We start from the raw sequence: 18,020 nt of genomic DNA, 5'->3' as shown, positions 1-18,020 counted from the left end.
TAAGAAAATGGGAAAGGTCACAGGTTTTATGGAATTTGAGCGTTTGAAGGAAGCCAGTGAGGCTCCCGAAAAACGCGTCAAGCACTACAAAGAATTTGTTATTACGCTGAATGATGACGAAGCCAAAATTCAGGGCGCGCGTTGCATGGACTGCGGCATTCCGTTTTGCAACAACGGTTGCCCGGTGAACAACATTATCCCCGACTTCAATGATCTTGTTTACAAGCAAGACTGGAAGGCGGCGTTGCACACCCTGCACAGCACCAACAACTTCCCCGAGTTCACCGGTCGTATTTGCCCGGCTCCATGTGAAGCGGCCTGTACCTTGGGTATTCACGAACTGCCCGTTGGCATCAAGAGCATTGAGCACGCGATCATCGACAAGGGTTGGGAAAACAACTGGGTGGTGCCGCAGGTACCAGCCAAGAAAACCGGCAAGAAAGTGGCTGTGGTGGGTTCAGGCCCAGCAGGCATGGCGGCTGCCCAGCAGTTGGCACGTGTGGGTCACGATGTAACGCTGTTTGAAAAGAACGACCGAATTGGTGGTTTGCTGCGCTATGGCATTCCAGACTTCAAGATGGAAAAGCACCACATCGACCGCCGTGTCGAGCAAATGCAGGCCGAAGGCGTGACCTTCAAGACCGGCGTGTTTGTGGGTGAAAAGCTGGCTGAAGGTGGCATCACCAACCTGGCCAAGCAAACCATTACCCCGAAAGAATTGATGGCTCAGTTTGATGCTGTCATTTTGACTGGCGGTTCAGAAGTACCCCGTGATTTGCCTATTCCTGGTCGTCAGTTGAAAGGTGTTCACTTTGCAATGGAATTCCTGCCACTGCAAAACCGTGTGAACGCAGGTGACAAGTTGAAAGACCAGATCATGGCCACGAAGAAAAACGTGTTGGTGATTGGCGGTGGCGACACCGGCTCCGATTGCGTAGGGACCTCCAACCGCCACGGTGCCAAGCAGGTTACGCAAATTGAATTGATGCCCCAGCCACCCGAAGAAGAAAACAAACCTTTGGTCTGGCCCTACTGGCCCATGAAAATGCGCACCTCGTCTTCCCACGAAGAAGGCGTGGCACGTGACTGGGCAGTGACCACCAAGGAATTCATCGACGACGGCAAAGGCAATGTAAAAGCTGCCAAATGCGCAAAGGTGGAATGGGTGAAAGACGAAGCCACAGGACAAATGAAAATGCAGGAAATCGCAGGTTCAGAATTCATGGTCGAGGCTGACCTGGTGTTGTTTGCCATGGGCTTTACGAACCCCGCGAAAAGCATTCTGGACGCCTTCGGTGTCGAGAAAGACAACCGCGGCAACGCCAAGGCGACTACCGATGGCGATGGCTGCTACCGCACCAATGTCGACAAGGTGTTTGCTGCGGGCGACATGCGCCGCGGTCAGTCACTGGTGGTGTGGGCCATTCGCGAAGGCCGCCAGGCTGCCCGTGAAGTGGACGAGTTCCTGATGGGATCTACCTTACTGCCACGCTGATTGTTCAGCGGTCTGGAAACAAAAAGGGATGCCCAGGCATCCCTTTTTTACTGGCATTCAGCCACGCATTAGAATCCGCTGTTGATGGCCTGATTTGCAGACATATCTGCAAATTGCGCCCGCTGGGCTGCATCCCTGTCACTTTGGTCCTGAGGGTCGATTGTTGGAGTGTCGTAGCCGGGAATGGACCCGGATGGTACCCCTCCGCAACCGCCGCCACTGCCACCGCCACCGCAACCACCCCCACCTTGTACGGGTGGTTGAACCGAGGGTACGCTTCCAATTGCTCCACATCCCATACGTTTCTCCATTCACAAATTTTGATTGACCCCACCCCATGTAAGAAAACACGGCGTCTGCAAATTGAGTAAGAAATTCTTGGTCTTGGTTCCATAAAAAACCTCTGCCGCACGGTGCTCGGGTTAGAAATGGGTCTGCTTGGACCAAGGGCGATTAGCTGGGGGCAGTCCAACGATATTCCATACCCGCCTTGTCGGGGGAAAAATAAAAAAGGGATGCCGAGGCATCCCTTTTTCTCAGGCGTGTAGCTTCAGAAACCGCTGCTGGCGTACTGGTAGTCATAGTCGTAAGCATAGTTACTGGGTGTCGAGCCGTTCAACCATGCGTTGCCAAACTGTGAGCTGTTCATCTCCGTGTTGTTGGGTTGCTGGTCAGTAGAGGCGAAAGCATAGTCGTAATCGTATGCATACTGGCTTGTATTCTGCCCATTTTGGTTTGCATCCCTGTTTTGCTGATTTTGAAAGTCAAAGGCCGACCTTTCAAAGAGAGGAACGTTTCCAAAAGGCGAGCCGCCACTTCCATCATCACCGTTTTGTCCAGTTGGTGGAACTGTTGATACACCGCTGAATGCACTACATCCCATAATCTTCTCCTTGACTAAATTTTCATGAACACAAACCGCAGACAAAACCACGGTCTCTGAAAATTGGGTAGAAGATGAGCTCACAGGGTTCCTGAAAGGTCGCGACAAAAAGGCCGAATTCTACAAGTGGCTCAAGTGTGCAGAATCAATTTCTGCACACGCGGCACTACGGCCCCACCAGAATTTATTGCGAGGCCAGCCCCCAGCAGGACTATCACTTTGATGTAATTTGAGCTGGCAACTCCACAGTGCTTGTTCCGCTTGGACACATCGTGACATGCGGGAATGGAATTTCAATACCCACCCTGTCGAATGCAGCCTTGATGCGCTTGTTGTACTCGCGGCGAACACCCCACTGCTCACCAGGCTGGGTTTTGAACCGAACCCGTACAATCACTGCAGAATCCGCCAGTTCCTGAACACCAAAAGTGGTCATCGGTTCAGTAATTTTTGAGGCCCATTCGGGATCTTCGGCCAACTCGACCCCCACTTTTTGCATGACTTGAATGGAAGCGTCCACATCTTCCTTGTAGGCAATACCCACATCTATCACTGCGTAAGCAAAGTCCATTGTGGAGTTGGTGACCGAGTTGATTTGGCCGTTTGGAACGAAGTGCACATTACCGTGTGCGTCCCGCAGCCTTACATAGCGCAGGGTAACGTTTTCCACGGTGCCTGATTTTCCACCCACTTCAATGGTGTCGCCTGCGCGAATCTGGTTTTCCAGCAGCAACACAACGCCTGTGAAATAGTCTTTCACCAGGCTTTGAGCACCAAAGCCAACGGCCAGGCCAACCACACCTGCAGCGGCCAGCACCGGGGCAATTGAAATGCCGATGGTACCCAATGCGATCAATGCACCCAAGAGAAGAATGACCACGTTGGCCACGTACTTCAGCACGCGCGTTAGTGTTTCGACGCGTTTCTGGTCGTCCAGGGTTTTGCTGCGGGCTTGCATTCTTGCGCCAACACGCTGAATCGCGGCTTTAACTAGCCGCAGTATAAACAGCGCCACAACAATGACCAGGATAAATTTCATGGCCTGCAAGCCAAGCTCCAGCAATTTTGCTGGCTCAATGTACTTGAATAGGGTTTCAAATTGTTCGTTCATGGTGCTCCCACTGCTTGAAAGAACCCCCTATTCTACACGAGCACTTTTTTGGCCTGTTTTCAGGCCTTTCCACCTGCTTTTTCATCGTTGTAGAAACGGGCCAAAAATTGACCCGTGTGGCTGGCCGGGTTGTTGGCAATGTCGCGTGGCGTGCCTTCGGCGATTAACTGGCCACCGTTGTCACCGCCCTCCGGCCCCATGTCGAGCACCCAGTCCGCGCACTTGATTACATCCAGGTTGTGCTCGATCACCAATACGGTGTTGCCCTGTTCAACCAGCGGGTTCAACACTTTCAGCAACATCGCAATGTCATGGAAGTGCAGGCCCGTGGTGGGCTCGTCCAGAATGTAAAGGGTTTTGCCGGTGTCGCGTTTTGAAAGCTCCAGCGACAACTTCACCCTCTGTGCTTCACCGCCAGACAGCGTGGTGGCCGATTGCCCCAGGCGAATATAACCCAGGCCTACATCAATCAGGGTTTGCAGTTTGCGTGCAATGTTGGGCACGGCTGCGAATACTTCAAGCGCTTTTTCCACCGTCAGTTCAAGCACTTCAGCAATGCTTTTGCCGCGGTATTGAATTTCCAGGGTTTCGCGGTTGTAGCGTTTGCCGTGGCAGACATCACAGGGCACATACAGGTCGGGCAAAAAGTGCATTTCCACTTTCACCACGCCATCGCCCTGGCAGGCTTCGCATCGGCCGCCTTTCACATTGAACGAGAAGCGACCCACGTCGTAACCGCGCTCGCGTGCAGAAGGCACGCCCGCAAACAGTTCACGAATGGGCGTGAACAGGCCCGTGTAAGTGGCCGGGTTGCTGCGGGGTGTGCGGCCAATCGGGCTTTGGTCCACGGCAATGACCTTGTCAAAGTGGTCCAGGCCTGCAATGTGGCTGTGTGGGGCGCCTTCGGAATGGGCACGGTTCAACTGGTGCGCTGCTTCGGCCAGCAAGGTGTCGTTGATCAGGGTCGATTTTCCTGAACCGGATACGCCAGTGACGCAAACAAACAACCCCACTGGAATGCTTGCAGTGACGTCTTTCAGGTTGTTGCCCGTGGCGTTGTGAATGGTCAGCATGCGCGCCGGGTCGGGTTTGCGCATGGGGCTTAAGCGGTCAATTTTCAGTTGACCATTCAGGTACTGCCCCGTCAATGACTTCGGGTTGGCCAGAATTTCAGCCGGTGTACCTTGGGCCACCACGTGGCCGCCGTGTTCGCCTGCGCCAGGGCCCATGTCCACCACGTAATCGGCGCAGCGAATCGCGTCTTCGTCATGTTCAACCACCAGCACGGTGTTGCCCAGGTTTTTCAGGCGCAACAGGGTTTGAATAAGCCGGTCGTTGTCGCGCTGGTGCAAGCCAATCGATGGTTCATCCAGTACGTACATCACACCCGTCAGGCCAGAACCAATCTGGCTGGCCAGCCGGATGCGCTGGCTTTCGCCACCGCTGAGCGTATCGGCGCTGCGGTTCAAGGTCAGGTAATTCAGGCCTACGTCATTCAGGAATTGCAAGCGAGCCTTGATTTCCACCACGATTTTTTCAGCAATCTGACCCTTGGCCCCGTGCATGGTCATGCCTTCAAAATAATGCAGCGCCTTGTGAATAGGCAATTCAGTCACTTGATGCAGCGCCCTTCGGTGGTCGTGTTCGCCGATAAATACGTGGCGCGCACCGGTTTTCAGGCGCGACCCTTGGCAGGCCTGGCAACCTCGCACGGCCATCAACTTGCCCAGTTCGTCACGCACTGCCGATGAGTCGGTTTCACGGTGGCGGCGCGTCAGGTTGGGCAAAATGCCTTCGAAGGGGTGGGTTTTGGCAACCGGCTTGCTGCGTTCGCTGAGGTAGGTGAAAGTAATCTGTTCGCTGCCCGATCCATACAACACCACCTGTTGCACATCATCTGGCAGTTCTTTCCAGGGCGATTCCGGGTCGAACCCATAGTGCGCCGCCAGGCTTTGGATCATCTGGTAATAAAGCGCATTGCGGCGGTCCCACCCGCTGATGGCGCCGGCCGACAGGGAAATGTCAGGGTGGGCCACCACGCGCTGGGGGTCAAAAAAAGTTTCGTGTCCCAAACCATCGCACACCGGGCAAGCCCCGGCCGGGTTGTTGAAGGAGAACAAACGGGGTTCAAGCTCGGTCAGGCTGTAGTCGCACACCGGGCAGGCAAACTTGCTGGAAAAAACGGTTTCGGTTTCCGTGTCCAGGTTTACCGCGATCGCTTTGCCATCCGACAGGCGCAGGGCTGTCTCGAAACTTTCCGCCAAACGCTGCCGTGCATCTACCCGTACTTTCAGGCGGTCAACCACCACGTCCAGGTTGTGCTTGTGGTGTTTGTCCAGCGGCGGTAGTTTGTCCAGTTCAAGAATTTCAGGCGCGTCTTGTGGCCCTTTCTTCAGGCGAATGCGCACAAAGCCTTGGGCGCGCAGGTCGTTGAGCATGTCAACGTGTTCGCCTTTGCGCTGGTCGAGTACCGGCGCCAAAATCATGATTCGCGCTTCTTCCGGCCAGCCAAGCACCGTGTCCACCATTTCTGAAACTGTTTGTACGCTCAGTTCCAAGTCATGTTCCGGGCAGCGGGGTGTGCCCGCGCGGGCAAACAGCAAACGCAGGTAATCGTGAATTTCGGTGACTGTCCCCACGGTTGAGCGCGGGTTGTGGCTGGTCGCTTTTTGCTCGATCGAAATGGCCGGTGACAGTCCTTCGATCAAGTCTACATCCGGCTTTTCCATCAGCTGCAAAAACTGGCGGGCGTAGGCCGACAGGCTTTCTACGTAGCGCCGTTGGCCCTCGGCATACAGGGTGTCAAAGGCCAGGCTGGATTTGCCCGATCCTGATAGACCTGTCAGCACCACGAGGGAATCGCGGGGCAGGTCAAGCGAGATGTTTTTCAGGTTGTGGGTTCTAGCGCCACGAATGCGAATGGAGTTCATGCGGTACAGCAAATGGAATCAGCGGCCAACCTGATACTATAGACGGTTTCCCGGATCAAGACATCTGCGCGGGTTGTTCAAGCCCTTGATTTTCCAAACCACATGAGTCTTAAAAGCGTGAGCCGCACTTCTGTTCCCGATGCTTTCACCATGTTGCCTGCCGAGCGAAAGGCTGCCGGGTGGCTTGCCAGCATTTATGCGTTGCGCATGTTTGGCATGTTCATGATTTTGCCTGTGTTTTCACTGCACGCTGCCGGCTTGCCGGGTGGGGACAACCTCAGCCTGATTGGCCTGGCGATGGGTATTTATGGCCTGGCTCAGGCCTGCATGCAAATTCCGCTGGGCTGGGCTTCTGACAAAATTGGTAGAAAACCCATCATCATCGGTGGCTTGTTGCTGTTTGCAGCGGGTTGCTGGCTGGGCTATGTCGCAGAAACGGTTGAGCAACTGGTTTGGGCGCGTGCCCTTCAAGGGGCTGGTGCCATATCTGCCGCATTGTCTGCTTTGTTGGCGGATGTCACCCGCGATGAGGTGCGCTCCAAGGGTATGGCCATGATCGGCGCCTCCATCGGCATCACTTTTGCACTGTCTCTGGTGTGTGCCCCTGTGTTGTACAAGTTTTTTGGGCTCAGTGGCTTGTTCGGCATCACAGGTGTCCTCAGTATTCTGGGCATTGGGGTGGTGATCTGGCTATTGCCCACACCGAACCTGGCTGACCAACAAGCCAAGCTGCAAGGCAGTTTTGCCGATGGCTGGGCTGTGCTGACCCAAACCGATTTGCTGCGTTTGAATCTGGGTATTTTTACCTTGCACCTGACACAGATGTCCTTGTTTGTGGTCGTGCCCAGTTTGTTGCTCAGCGGTCTTGGTTTGCCGCTGGAAGAACACTGGAAAGTGTACTTGCCCGTGGTGTTGGGCTCGTTTGTCCTGATGGTGCCGCTGATGGTGTGGTCCGAGAAAAAAGCCAAAACCAAGCAGGTCAAACTGGGCTCAATCGCCTTGATGGCGGTGGTGCTGTTGGGCCTGGTGTTGTTGGCTGACCAAGGCTGGGTGGTGGTTTTGCTGCTGCTCGCGTATTTCGTCGGCTTCAATCTGCTCGAGGCTACCCTTCCCTCGTGGGTATCACGAGTGGCACCCCTCAGTCACAGGGGTTTGGCATTGGGTGTATATAATACTTCTCAAGCGCTGGGGCTTTTTGCCGGTGGTGCGCTCGGTGGCTTGGCGTTTCGCCACTTGGGGGCGCAAGGCGTGTTTGAAGGTGTGTTGCTGCTGGTCGTGTTGTGGTTTTTGCTGGCCATGGGCATCAAAGCCTTGCCGCCACGCGCCACTACAGTACAGCCTGGCAATAGCGATTCAAACACCGCGTCCACCAGCCCCACTTAAAACTCATTTCAAGAATTCAGGAGCATTTTCATGGCATCAGTAAACAAGGTCATTCTGGTTGGTAATTTGGGCAAAGACCCCGATGTGCGTTATTTGCCCGACGGTGGCGCAGTGGTTAACCTGGCGTTGGCCACATCCAGCAACTGGAAAGACAAAAACACAGGCGAAAAGCGCGAAGAAACCGAATGGCACCGCGTGGTTATTTACGGTCGTTTGGCTGAAATCGCGGGCGAGTATTGCAAGAAAGGCCGTTCGGTTTACATTGAAGGGCGCTTGAAAACACGCAAGTGGCAGGACCAGTCGGGTGTGGACAAGTACACCACTGAAATTATTGCCGACCAAATGCAATTGCTCGGCGGCCGTGATGGTGGCGGTGGTGGTTCATCCATGGGCGGTGGTGATGATTTCGATCAGTCGCCCGCACCAAGCCGCAGTTCAGGTGGCAATTCTGGTGGCGGCAGCAGCATGCGCTCATCGGCGCCTGCGCCCCAACGTTCAGCGCCGCAAAGCGTTGCTGATCTGGATGACGACATTCCCTTCTAAAACCGACTAAAGGTTATTTCTGTTGATAAAAGCTCGCTAAGCTTTGTGCTGGCGAGCTTTTTCTTTATCCACGCTTTGTTCAGGGAGTTGGTATTGATATTTCTAAACAACTACTTTGATGTTCTTTGTGGGTAGCTCATCCTAAGTCACTGACTCTTGAGCGATAAAAGAGAAGTTTTTGCTGCCAAACAACGCTTGTCTCTTTCAGGTACTTTTGTACTGATTTTCCTGAATGGTTTCAGCCTGAAGTAACAATTTAGAGGCTCTCAGATTTAACGCGGACGCAATTTTAGAGAAGGTTTCAATGGTCGGCTGGGTTCTGCCAGATTCGAAACGCCATATAAATGACCGAGTCAATCCGGCTCGTAAAGCCAAATCGTCTTGGCTGTAGCCGAGTTCAATTCGCCTAGCGCGAACCAAAGCACCTAAAGTCAAAGAGAGTGTCATTTAGCAATTGGTCTTATAGAGACTTCATGCTACGATGTGCAATGATGCATATATGCATCATTCTGTCGCTTTAATTCCTCTGAGTTAAGCCATAAATAACTCTGGAAAATTGAAAATGTTGGAAACCAATCTACATGAAGGTTCTACATCCGTTTTTAATTGATTCGAATAGAACAGGTATTACCGAGGCTGAAGAACATTTGTATTTTTCTTTGATTGGTCGACCAAATATTCCCCCTCTTACTCAAAACGCATTTGTTAAAGAGTTTGTAGCTTTTAACCCTTACACAGTTATAGAGTTTAGAAACTCAGGTCGCTCAAACCACCATCAAGGGATGACTTTCCATGACTGTTTCAAATCTTGGTTGGATTCGAAAATATCTAATAAGAATTGGCACAGAAAACTTGTTAGGGAGGGTTATTCGGCCTTGCTGAGAGACTTATATATTTTGTGTAGGGATGATGCAGAAGGTAAATTATCTCTTCATTCGATTATAAGAATCGTGATGACACCACTGGTGCTAGCGGTTCATCTATCCGACGGCCGGTTAATTGAGGAAGTGCTGAACTCAGCAGATGACGGTTTGAATTCTATGGGCACTTGCGCCTTTGCATCGATTTCAGCGGACAAGGCTTCTTGTCAGAGTTCTTAAAAAAGGCGAAAGACTAGATGGGAACACAAGAACTCTCTTCTGATAGGTTGTATTGGGAGGATAGCAAGCGTCAGGCCCACGCCAACAGGGTGCTGCAACTAAAGAAAGGCAATATAGTCACCGCTGAACGCTTTTGCGACATGCTTGGAATAAAACCAGAAGACCTTGAACTTCGAGTGAAGGATTTTAGGGTGATAAAACTCGAACTCGATGGTGAATTTTATTACCCTAAGTTCTATGGTAAACGCGGCATTAACTGCTCTGAACTTGAACAAGTAGCACAGATTTTGGCGCCCATAGATGCGTGGGGGCGATGGGTATTTTTCATGCAGCGCAAGCTTACCTTGAACGGAAAAACACCTCTCCAAGCGTTGTCTCAAAACAAATTTGAAAAAGTTCTCGACGCCGCTCGTGGCTACGTTGAACTATAAAGATAAAGTTTTAAGTCGAAGGTCGATTATCAACTTTTAGCTTCCCATAAACAAACGGCAATAACAGCTCCGCAAACGACTCCCGTATCCGGTCATTGGTCAGAATTTGCTTGGTCATAGATTGGTGATTCTCAAAGCACGCCACTACTGCTTCTTCTAACACTTTCTTGAAATCAGGGCTTGCTCCAAACTGCTGCTCCGAGTTGGCCTTGGCCTGCTCCATCAGGTTTTCGTTCTCAAGCATCTTGCCTGCCACATGATTGAACACAGCCACGGCATCGGCATCGGTGAGCTGGTCACCTTCGAATAGCTTGTTAACTCGTTCGATGATTTCTGCAAAAAGCGCCTCTTCATCATTCTTGGGCGGCTTAGTGGTTCCCAGGTCAGTGAAAGCCGGGTCCAATGCCTTGGGGTCTGCCTTGGTCAAGGGGATGTTCTGAAGACCCTTGCTACGCAGTTGATAGTGAGTCAACTCCACATCGGAAAGGTCGATTGTTTCCAAATCCACTGACGACTTGAGCAAGCGGCTTAGAAGCTTCAAAAAGATGCTTCTCTTTTCTAACTCACTGTCGTCGTAGTTGATGATTTGAGACAAGAAGTCATAGATGCGCACAAACGTAATGACATCTTTCTTGAATCCTTCCAACCTTTCGATTTCAGGCAAATCATTGGCTGCAATTGCTGCTTTCAGTCCATCTCGGAATCTGCTTTGAGCCGGCTGCAAGCATTTGCTTACTGCTGCCTGAGTTGGTTTGTTGAAATACACCTTCACGAGGTAGTCGACTTCCTGCGCGGTATAAATCAGAGCGGCATCCAGCTTGGATTGCAGGTCATGAATCACGTTCGGGTCGGAGACGTCCGAAAGCGCAGCTGTCTTGAAATACGGCACGAACGCCTCAAGAATCTCATCTGGCTTGTTTACAAAATCGATAACAAAAGTCACATCCTTGCCAGGGTGGGTACGATTCAGGCGAGAGAGGGTTTGCACAGCAGCAACACCTGACAGCTTTTTATCCACATACATGGAGACGAGCAGCGGCTGGTCAAAGCCTGTCTGGTACTTGTTAGCAACAATCATCACTTGGTATTCGTCTTCAGCAAAAGCCTCTCGCATCTCGCGGCCGTTCAGCCCTGGGTTCATGTTCGTTTCGGTGAACTCGCCTGGGCCGGTATCTGGGTCAATCACTTGACCAGAAAAGGCAACCATCGCCTGCAATGCTTTGTAGCTGGGGTCTTGAGCCGCCTTATCAGTGATGTACTTGTCAATGGCCACTTTGTAACGAACAGCTTCTTTGCGCGAGCCAGTAACAACCATTGCCTTGGCTTTGCCACCAAGTCGCCACGCAACGTTGGTCTTGAAGTGCTCTACAATCACCGCCACTTTTTGGGCGATGTTGTAGGGGTGCAGGCGAACCCAATTCATAAGGCTCTTCAGGGCCTCAGATTTGTTCACCGTTTCGCTGTCGTAATCTTGGCCGTTGTGAGCAATCTTGAAGGCTACTTTGTAGGGCGTGTAGTTCTTGAGTACATCCAGAATGAAGCCTTCTTCAATGGCCTGCTGCATGGTGTACACATGGAAGGGTTCGGGCTTGCCAGATGCGCCAACACGTCCGAACAACTCCATGGTTTTGGATTTCGGAGTGGCCGTGAACGCAAAATAACTGATGTTTTTGGGTTGGGCCCGGGCAGCCATTTCGGCAGCCAACAGCGCTTCAATGTCCAAGTCCCCGCCGTCTTCCAGCTCCGCCTGTTCGGCCGGCGACAAGATGGATTTAACTTTCTTGGCTGCACTGCCTGTTTGAGAGGTGTGCGCCTCATCTGCAATGATGGCGTAGGACCGACCTTTCAGTGTCACATCTGCCAATGCATCCACCACGAAGGGGAAAGTCTGAATGGTCACGATGATGACAGGCGTTTTGTCTTTCAAGGCCTGTGCCAATTGCGCAGACTTTGAGTCACCCGGCTGCGACTTGATGCAGGCCACAACCCCGTGCTTGTGCTCAAACTGATAAATGGCATCTTGTAACTGGTCATCCAGCACCGTGCGGTCAGTGACCACAATCACACTATCGAAGACCTTTTTGTTGGCCGCGTCATGCAGGCTTGCCAACTGGTGGGCAGTCCACGAAATAGTGTTGGTCTTGCCAGAGCCGGCAGAATGCTGAATGAGGTACTTGTTTCCCGGACCTTCAACCTTGGCAGCGGCAATCAATTGGGTCACGCCTTCAAGCTGATGAAAGCGCGGGAAAATCATGGACAGCTTGGTGACCTTCTTTCCTGTTTTCTTGTCCACGCTGTCTTTGCGCTGCAAGTGAACGAAGCGACCAATGATGTCCAAGAAGCTGTCGCGATGGAGCACCTTTTCCCAGAGGTATTCAGTTTTGAATCCGTTTGGATTGTCCGGGTTTCCTTTGCCACCGTTGTTGCCCAGGTTAAAAGGCAGGAAGGTGGTTCCGGGGCCTTCTAGCTTGGTGGTCATTTGCACTTCTTCAGTGCTTACAGCGAAGTGGACCAATGCGCCGCGCTTAAAGGCCAAGAGGGGTTCCTCAGCTTTGCTTACTGGGTCTTTCGGCGGCCGGTCAAACTTGTACTGCTTTACTGCATCATCAATGGTTTGCGTGAAGTCAGTTTTCAACTCCATGGTGGCCACGGGTATGCCGTTAACAAAGAACACCAGGTCGATGGAATTACGATTGTGCAGGGAATAATGAACCTGCTGCATGACCCGCAGGCGCACCTTGCCGTAGTCTGCAAGCGTGGCAGGGTTCAGCGATGTTGCAGGCTTGAACTGACACAAAGAAATGCGACCAGAGGACACGTCCTTGAACCCATGGCGAACCACAGACAAGGTGCCATCTGCTTGAAGGACCTTCACCACACGTTCGAGCAGCTTCTTTTCCGACTGGCCATTGTGCATGGCTTTGATTTTGGCCCACGCTTGGGGTTGGGTTTCTTGTACCCACCACAGCAAGTCTTCTGGGAAAAGAGCTTTTTCAGCGTCGTAGCCTGCATCTCCCTCGGAGTGCAGCCAGCCCTGTGCTTTTAGCTGAGCGCAAATCTCTTTTTCGAAGTGCAGTTCTTTATGAATGTTTGACATGAGAGGATAGTTTTAGAGTTGTATGTGTAGCAATCCAGATTATTTTGTAGCGCCAGGTCGAATCAACTCGAGCAGATTCAACGGGAGGGGCTCATCCTTCACAATCCCGTCACTGGCGGGTCTGAAAAGTGCGGTTAGGACCGGTGCAAGTGAATCCCCTTGAAGAGGATGCTCAGTTTTCATCAACGCAAGGTAGGAGTTAATCATTGCCAAGCGCTCTTCGGCGTCATGCATCAAGTGTATGTTGGTCAGGTATACCCTCATGACTGTTTTGACTACCCAAGTCATTCCTGTAATCACCACCAAAACTAGAGCTGAGAACAATAAATTTACATTTTTGATATCACCGTAGAAAGGAACTAGTTTCCACCCGGCTAACGCCACTCCAACAGCAGAAATTACACCCAGCACACACAACCAGCGGTATGCGGTCTTTTGTGCGTTTTCATGACGTGTTTTCTTATCAGTCCAATATTTAACTGGCGCCTGGAGGGCAAGTTCTTTTTGAACTGCATTTTTAAATTGCTCAATTTCTTTGGTCTGTTCTTCTAGAAAGGAATTCAGCTTCTTGCCTACTTCCTCAATTTTTGTATCGACTGTTTTATTGGTTTTTTCCAGAAACTGGGCTTGAGCTAGGTTCTCTGCGGAACGATGCTGAGAATTTTTCTCGATTAAATCTTCGAGTTCTTTTCTTGCGTTGTCATAGTAGGTGGTTAGCGTGAGAAGAGTTTTGGCCTTCTCTAGTGCAAGCTTACCTTCTGGAATGATTCCATGTTCAATCATCCAACCCACTAATCGACCTGCTTGAATGTCAGGAAACCTTGAGGCATCGCCAAGCTCGCCATTATTGGAGTCTAAGTAAATTAGGGATTCCAACAAACCTCTTTTAAATTGCCCGTTCGGAGACTGCTGGCAAAGCTTGACCAAAGCAGCACGTCGAACATCGGTTTTATAGGGATACTTTGATTTGACATATAAAGAATGTAGCCCGTTTTTTGTGTCGGCTATAGCCCTCTTCCAAGCCTCGGGAGGATTCGCAGCGTCGAACCCGTTAGCGCTTTCTTGAGACAAGGCTTGGGCTATGTAACTTTGAATGTTGGACAACAACTGATTTACATGCCCGATTGGTTCTTGACCGCCTCGATACATAGGGCTCGGAGGGAGGTTAAGGCCAGCAAGAAATGTTAGTTCCGCCTCAACATGGGTCTTGATTTCGTGCAAAGAGGAGAACCTAATTAACGCCTCCCTATAACCCTTAATTTCAACAAATGCGGTGGATTCCGTCATTCCTCGTCACCTGTGGCTTCGCCGATGTTCAATTCAGATTCGCTGGCTCGCTCTAGCATCGCAACTTCTTCATCGGTGACCAAGTTGCCTACGTCAATCTCGCCGGTAACCGCTGCGGAAATAAGGGCTTGGCGGTGTTCTTTCAGCAGTTTGATAGAAGTAATAGCTTTGTCCATAAGCAGTCTGAATTGATTTTCCTTTTCCTCAATGTAATCAAGAATTGTTGACTGCTCCTTAATAGGAGGAAGTAAAGTTACAAGAGTATTCATCCCCCCGAGCGAGAGGGCTGGCTGGGCACTTCCGTTTACCAACAAATCAATCTGGCCTACCCACTTCAGCCAGTTCAGCTGTCGGACAATCCAACGATTGCTGGTTAGTCGGTCACAGGAATTGAGTTTGAGGGAGTTGCCTGATACGACTGCTTGTTTTGAAAGAGGTGGGAGTATTGCTGCACTTCCAAAACGAGCACCAATCTTTGCTATCACAATATCTCCCGCACTAACTTCACTTCGCTTTATGGTTTCAAAATGCTGCTGAGAAATTTTTTTCAACTCTTGTTCAAACAGGTTGCCTGTTGTCGCAAAGTTACTTTCTATAACCAGTACCTCGCCATCTTCAACGAAGTGCTCTGACTTCAGATTACTGCCGAACGGCCCGTCTACAAAAGAGTTTGCACTTGGGGATTTAATATATTTTATTTTTGTGATGACCCAATGCTCCGGCACATCCCCTAACCAACCAATCCCGCTAACCTTCATTTTCACATTAGAGTCGAGACCCTTTGTAATGGCTCGGCTGATGACAGCTTGTTGATTTTCTTGGATAAGCTCAATCAGACGTTCCTGCTTGGCAATCAAGCTGTCAATCTTAGCGGTTTCGCGATTTAAGAAAGCCACGACCTTGAGCAGCAAATTACGCTCTTCTGGCACAAACACCCTCAACTTTGCAACCTGGGAACTTGAAAGATGTTTAACTGTAGTGGCATAGGTTAAATCATTGATTTCTTGTAAGTGTTTGGGCAACAAGTACTCAAGATAATTCAAAATAATCGTATCTGAGTGACGCAGAGCCAAACAACGTTGATTTAGAAGGGCCGCAGTGTTTCCTTTCCATCTACCTATATTAAAATCCCCGTCCATACCAACTAAAACGTCCTTGGTTGTGATGAGTGCAGTCGAGGGGAAATCACCTCGATATGACAACTCCGTTTTAGTCTTCCCAATATCACGAATTCTAACCAGTGGCATACCCTCGTGATGAAAGTTGGTCGAGTCAAATGGGTGTCCATTAAGGAGCCTAACTAGAGAACCAACACGTTTATACGAAAATAGAGGCGCATTATTCATTTGGCCACATCTCCGAGCAGTGCAACAATCTCCGCAGTCACCGCCTTCAGGTCCGCATCAATCTCTTCGAGAGAGCGAGGCGGGACATATTTGTAAAAGTGTCGATTGAACGGAATCTCATACCCAATCTTGGTTTTATCTCGGTCAATCCAAGCGTCTGACACATGTGGCAGTACTTCCCGCTCGAAGTAAGCTTGTATGTCGTCTTTTAATGGAACGTTTTCTGTATCCCGCAGTTCAGGGTCCGCTTCAATGCGACCTTTACTGTCTTTACACACAGCAGCATCCTCATCGCGCTCACCCAGCTCGGAAATAACCGATTTCAAAGCGGCTGCCCCCAGAGAAAGTCCCTGTCCAGGGCATGCCTTCTTGAAGTCTTTTAAAAACTCTTCTCTGTCCATCCAGACCTTGCCTTCCGGAAAAGTTGACAAAACATTCGTGAGACGAAGCTTGTCCTCAGGTCTGAGTTTTGCGATAGGCCCAGCGGCCAGCAGCGACTGCACCTTGTCCGGGCTAACTGAAAACTTAAGTTTTAAGGGTCGCTCAACAGTGATGGTTGAGTAGCCAAAGTCCTCGTTGTCGAAAATAAGCGAGTGTTCAGAAGATACAAACTCACCATACAACTTGGTGATTTGGTCGATGTGCTCGTTGCTCAGTTCTTTGCGCTTTGAACCTAGGCTTTTGCGCATTTTTTGGAAGAAGTCAGCGGCATTGATGAGTTGAACTTTGCCTTTCCGCTCCGGAGCCTTGTGATTTGAAAGTACCCAGATGTAGGTGGAGATACCCGTGTTGTAGAACATATCCGTGGGCAATGCGATGATAACTTCCACCAGGTCTTGTTCCAGCACGTAACGCCGAATCTCGGACTCGCCGGAGCCCGCGCCACCGGTAAACAAAGGCGAGCCATTCAGAACAATACCAATTCGGCTGCCGCCTTCTTCAATAGGCCGCATCTTAGCCACCAAGTGCATCAGGAACAGCAAAGAGCCGTCTGACACACGGGGAAGCCCCGGCCCAAACCTGCCGGCGAATCCCTTTGTCTCGTGTTCCTTGCGAACGGCAGCTTCGACATTTTTCCATTCCACGCCAAACGGTGGATTGGCCAGCATGTAGTCAAATTTGGTGCCTTCGTGTCCATCCTCAGAAAGTGTATTACCCCAAACGATGTTGTTGATGTCCTGCCCCTTGATGAGCATGTCCGCTTTGCAAATTGCAAACGTGTCGGGGTTCAGCTCCTGGCCGTGCATCACTAAGCGGGCCTTGGGGTTGAGCTCAAAAACCTTCTCTTCACTGACAGATAACATGCCGCCTGTACCAGCTGTCGGGTCGTACACGGTGCGAACCACACCAGGCTTTGTCAATGCGTCTTCATCGGCAGAGAACAGGAGGTTCACCATCAACTTGATAACTTCACGCGGGGTAAAGTGCTCTCCTGCGGTCTGGTTGGATGCTTCGGCAAACTTGCGAATCAATTCTTCAAACAGGTACCCCATGCCCATATTGGAAATGGCCGCTGGACTCAAATCCACGGTAGCAAACTTCTGCGCGACCAAATAAAGCAGGTTGTTGGCATCCAGTGTTTCGATGAAGTTGATGAATTTGAACTTGTCGAAGATGTCACGGACGTTCTCTGAGAACGAGCCTACATAGTTGATGAGGTTTTGCTTGATGTTGGCACTGTCGCCCATCATTGTTTGCAAATCCATCCCGAAAGTGTTGTAAAAGCCAAGCTGCGACTTTTGCATCAGGAACGCTTTGGCGGCGTCCCCCAGGAATTTCTTGTTCTCCCATTCAGCAAGCACAGCTGGCTTGGTGGGCGCCATCACGCAATCCAGGCGGCGCAATACCACGAAAGGAAGGATGATTTTTTCGAACTCATAGTGCTTGAAGTTGCCGCGCAAAAGGTCTGCAACTGACCAGATAAAAGAGCTGATGTTTTGATTAGTCATGTAAATGCTTGTAGGGTATAAGTGGTTCGTTGTTTATCACATGCAAGGCTCAAGAGCTGAGCTCGTCTTTTTTATCTGCTTCGGGGTCAACTATTCCGCGTTTTTCGCAGAAGTCATACACCAGGTATTCCACCATGTTGGTCATCGTGCGGTGCTCCTTCTCTGCGGCCAGCTTGAGAAGCCTCTTGGCTTGAGCGGACATCTTCATGTTGACCTGCTCGGTTTTTTCGACCATTGCGTATAGTCCTTGTATTTATTTCCTATTTACCAATCTCTTTTTATCCGACTTAGCTTTCTTTGTCTATAGCTTTTGAAGACGTGTTTTGCCATCAAATTTGATTTATCAAATAAAAAATCTATCCATTTGTATAGATTTTTAATTTATTTGAAATTCTAGTTGCATGGTTCGAGGGAAAGCTATATAAAAATCCAATTAAAAAATTGGTTTGAGTTGAAGTTCGCCTA

15 protein-coding genes are annotated in these 18,020 nt (G+C 50.5%); 5 read left to right on the top strand and 10 right to left on the bottom strand.

Annotated features, from left to right (window positions below; genetic code table 11):
* The first annotated feature begins 7 nt into the window (after positions 1–7).
* Positions 8–1,495: a glutamate synthase subunit beta gene (locus tag RGQ30_RS14045; protein ID WP_130557621.1), complete on the top strand. Its 1,488-nt coding sequence runs from the start codon at positions 8–10 to the stop codon at positions 1,493–1,495.
* A 68-nt stretch (positions 1,496–1,563) separates the two neighbouring features.
* Here RGQ30_RS14045 and RGQ30_RS14040 read toward each other — a convergent pair whose 3' ends face one another.
* From RGQ30_RS14040 to uvrA, 4 genes are all read right to left on the bottom strand, one after another.
* Positions 1,564–1,794, bottom strand: coding sequence for a hypothetical protein (locus tag RGQ30_RS14040; protein ID WP_130557622.1), 231 nt, complete (start codon positions 1,792–1,794; stop codon positions 1,564–1,566).
* A gap of 251 nt (positions 1,795–2,045) precedes the next feature.
* Positions 2,046–2,462: a hypothetical protein gene (locus tag RGQ30_RS14035; protein WP_130557623.1), complete on the bottom strand. Its 417-nt coding sequence runs from the start codon at positions 2,460–2,462 to the stop codon at positions 2,046–2,048.
* Positions 2,463–2,592: 130 nt separating this feature from the next.
* Positions 2,593–3,489, bottom strand: coding sequence for a mechanosensitive ion channel family protein (locus RGQ30_RS14030; protein ID WP_130557624.1), 897 nt, complete (start codon positions 3,487–3,489; stop codon positions 2,593–2,595).
* 59 nt (positions 3,490–3,548) lie between these two features.
* Positions 3,549–6,419, bottom strand: a complete 2,871-nt coding sequence (gene uvrA / locus RGQ30_RS14025; RefSeq protein WP_130557625.1) for an excinuclease ABC subunit UvrA — start codon at positions 6,417–6,419, stop codon at positions 3,549–3,551.
* A 102-nt stretch (positions 6,420–6,521) separates the two neighbouring features.
* Here uvrA and RGQ30_RS14020 point away from each other — a divergent pair, with 102 nt between their 5' ends.
* Positions 6,522–7,802 carry an MFS transporter gene (locus RGQ30_RS14020; protein WP_130557626.1) on the top strand — a complete coding sequence of 427 codons (1,281 nt, stop codon included), beginning with the start codon at positions 6,522–6,524 and terminating at the stop codon, positions 7,800–7,802.
* Between the two features lie 30 nt (positions 7,803–7,832).
* On the top strand, positions 7,833–8,345 hold the full coding sequence (gene ssb, locus RGQ30_RS14015) for a single-stranded DNA-binding protein (RefSeq protein ID WP_130557627.1): 513 nt from the start codon (positions 7,833–7,835) through the stop codon (positions 8,343–8,345).
* Positions 8,346–8,549: 204 nt separating this feature from the next.
* Here the strand turns inward: ssb and RGQ30_RS16155 are convergent, their stop codons facing one another.
* Complete coding sequence (locus RGQ30_RS16155) at positions 8,550–8,792, bottom strand: helix-turn-helix domain-containing protein (protein WP_130557628.1); 243 nt, start codon at positions 8,790–8,792, stop codon at positions 8,550–8,552.
* 134 nt (positions 8,793–8,926) lie between these two features.
* Here RGQ30_RS16155 and RGQ30_RS14010 point away from each other — a divergent pair, with 134 nt between their 5' ends.
* Positions 8,927–9,445, top strand: a complete 519-nt coding sequence (locus RGQ30_RS14010) for a hypothetical protein (RefSeq protein WP_130557629.1) — start codon at positions 8,927–8,929, stop codon at positions 9,443–9,445.
* Positions 9,446–9,462: 17 nt separating this feature from the next.
* A complete protein-coding gene (locus RGQ30_RS14005) occupies positions 9,463–9,876 on the top strand; it encodes a hypothetical protein (protein ID WP_130557630.1) in 414 nt (137 codons plus the stop codon).
* Positions 9,877–9,886: 10 nt separating this feature from the next.
* Here RGQ30_RS14005 and RGQ30_RS14000 read toward each other — a convergent pair whose 3' ends face one another.
* From RGQ30_RS14000 to RGQ30_RS13980, 5 genes are read right to left on the bottom strand one after another with little or no spacing between them, the layout of a single operon-like run.
* Positions 9,887–12,973, bottom strand: coding sequence for a type I restriction endonuclease subunit R (locus tag RGQ30_RS14000; RefSeq protein WP_130557631.1), 3,087 nt, complete (start codon positions 12,971–12,973; stop codon positions 9,887–9,889).
* 39 nt (positions 12,974–13,012) lie between these two features.
* On the bottom strand, positions 13,013–14,260 hold the full coding sequence (locus RGQ30_RS13995; protein WP_130557632.1) for a DUF6161 domain-containing protein: 1,248 nt from the start codon (positions 14,258–14,260) through the stop codon (positions 13,013–13,015).
* Entirely contained in the window at positions 14,257–15,606 is a 1,350-nt protein-coding gene (locus RGQ30_RS13990; protein WP_130557633.1) for a restriction endonuclease subunit S, read from the bottom strand. The genes RGQ30_RS13995 and RGQ30_RS13990 overlap by 4 nt, the downstream gene beginning before the upstream one ends.
* Positions 15,603–17,555, bottom strand: a complete 1,953-nt coding sequence (locus RGQ30_RS13985) for a type I restriction-modification system subunit M (RefSeq protein WP_130557634.1) — start codon at positions 17,553–17,555, stop codon at positions 15,603–15,605. The genes RGQ30_RS13990 and RGQ30_RS13985 overlap by 4 nt, the downstream gene beginning before the upstream one ends.
* Positions 17,556–17,604: 49 nt before the next feature.
* The gene (locus RGQ30_RS13980; protein ID WP_130557635.1) at positions 17,605–17,790 is read right to left on the bottom strand and encodes a hypothetical protein; all 186 of its coding nucleotides are present in this window, start codon (positions 17,788–17,790) and stop codon (positions 17,605–17,607) included.
* Between the last annotated feature and the right edge of the window lie 230 nt (positions 17,791–18,020).

This window comes from Limnobacter thiooxidans (assembly GCF_036323495.1).
Taxonomy (GTDB): Bacteria; Pseudomonadota; Gammaproteobacteria; order Burkholderiales; family Burkholderiaceae_B; genus Limnobacter; species Limnobacter thiooxidans.
The sequence above is the reverse complement of the archived record's forward strand: the minus strand, read 5'-3'. Positions and strand labels throughout refer to the sequence as shown.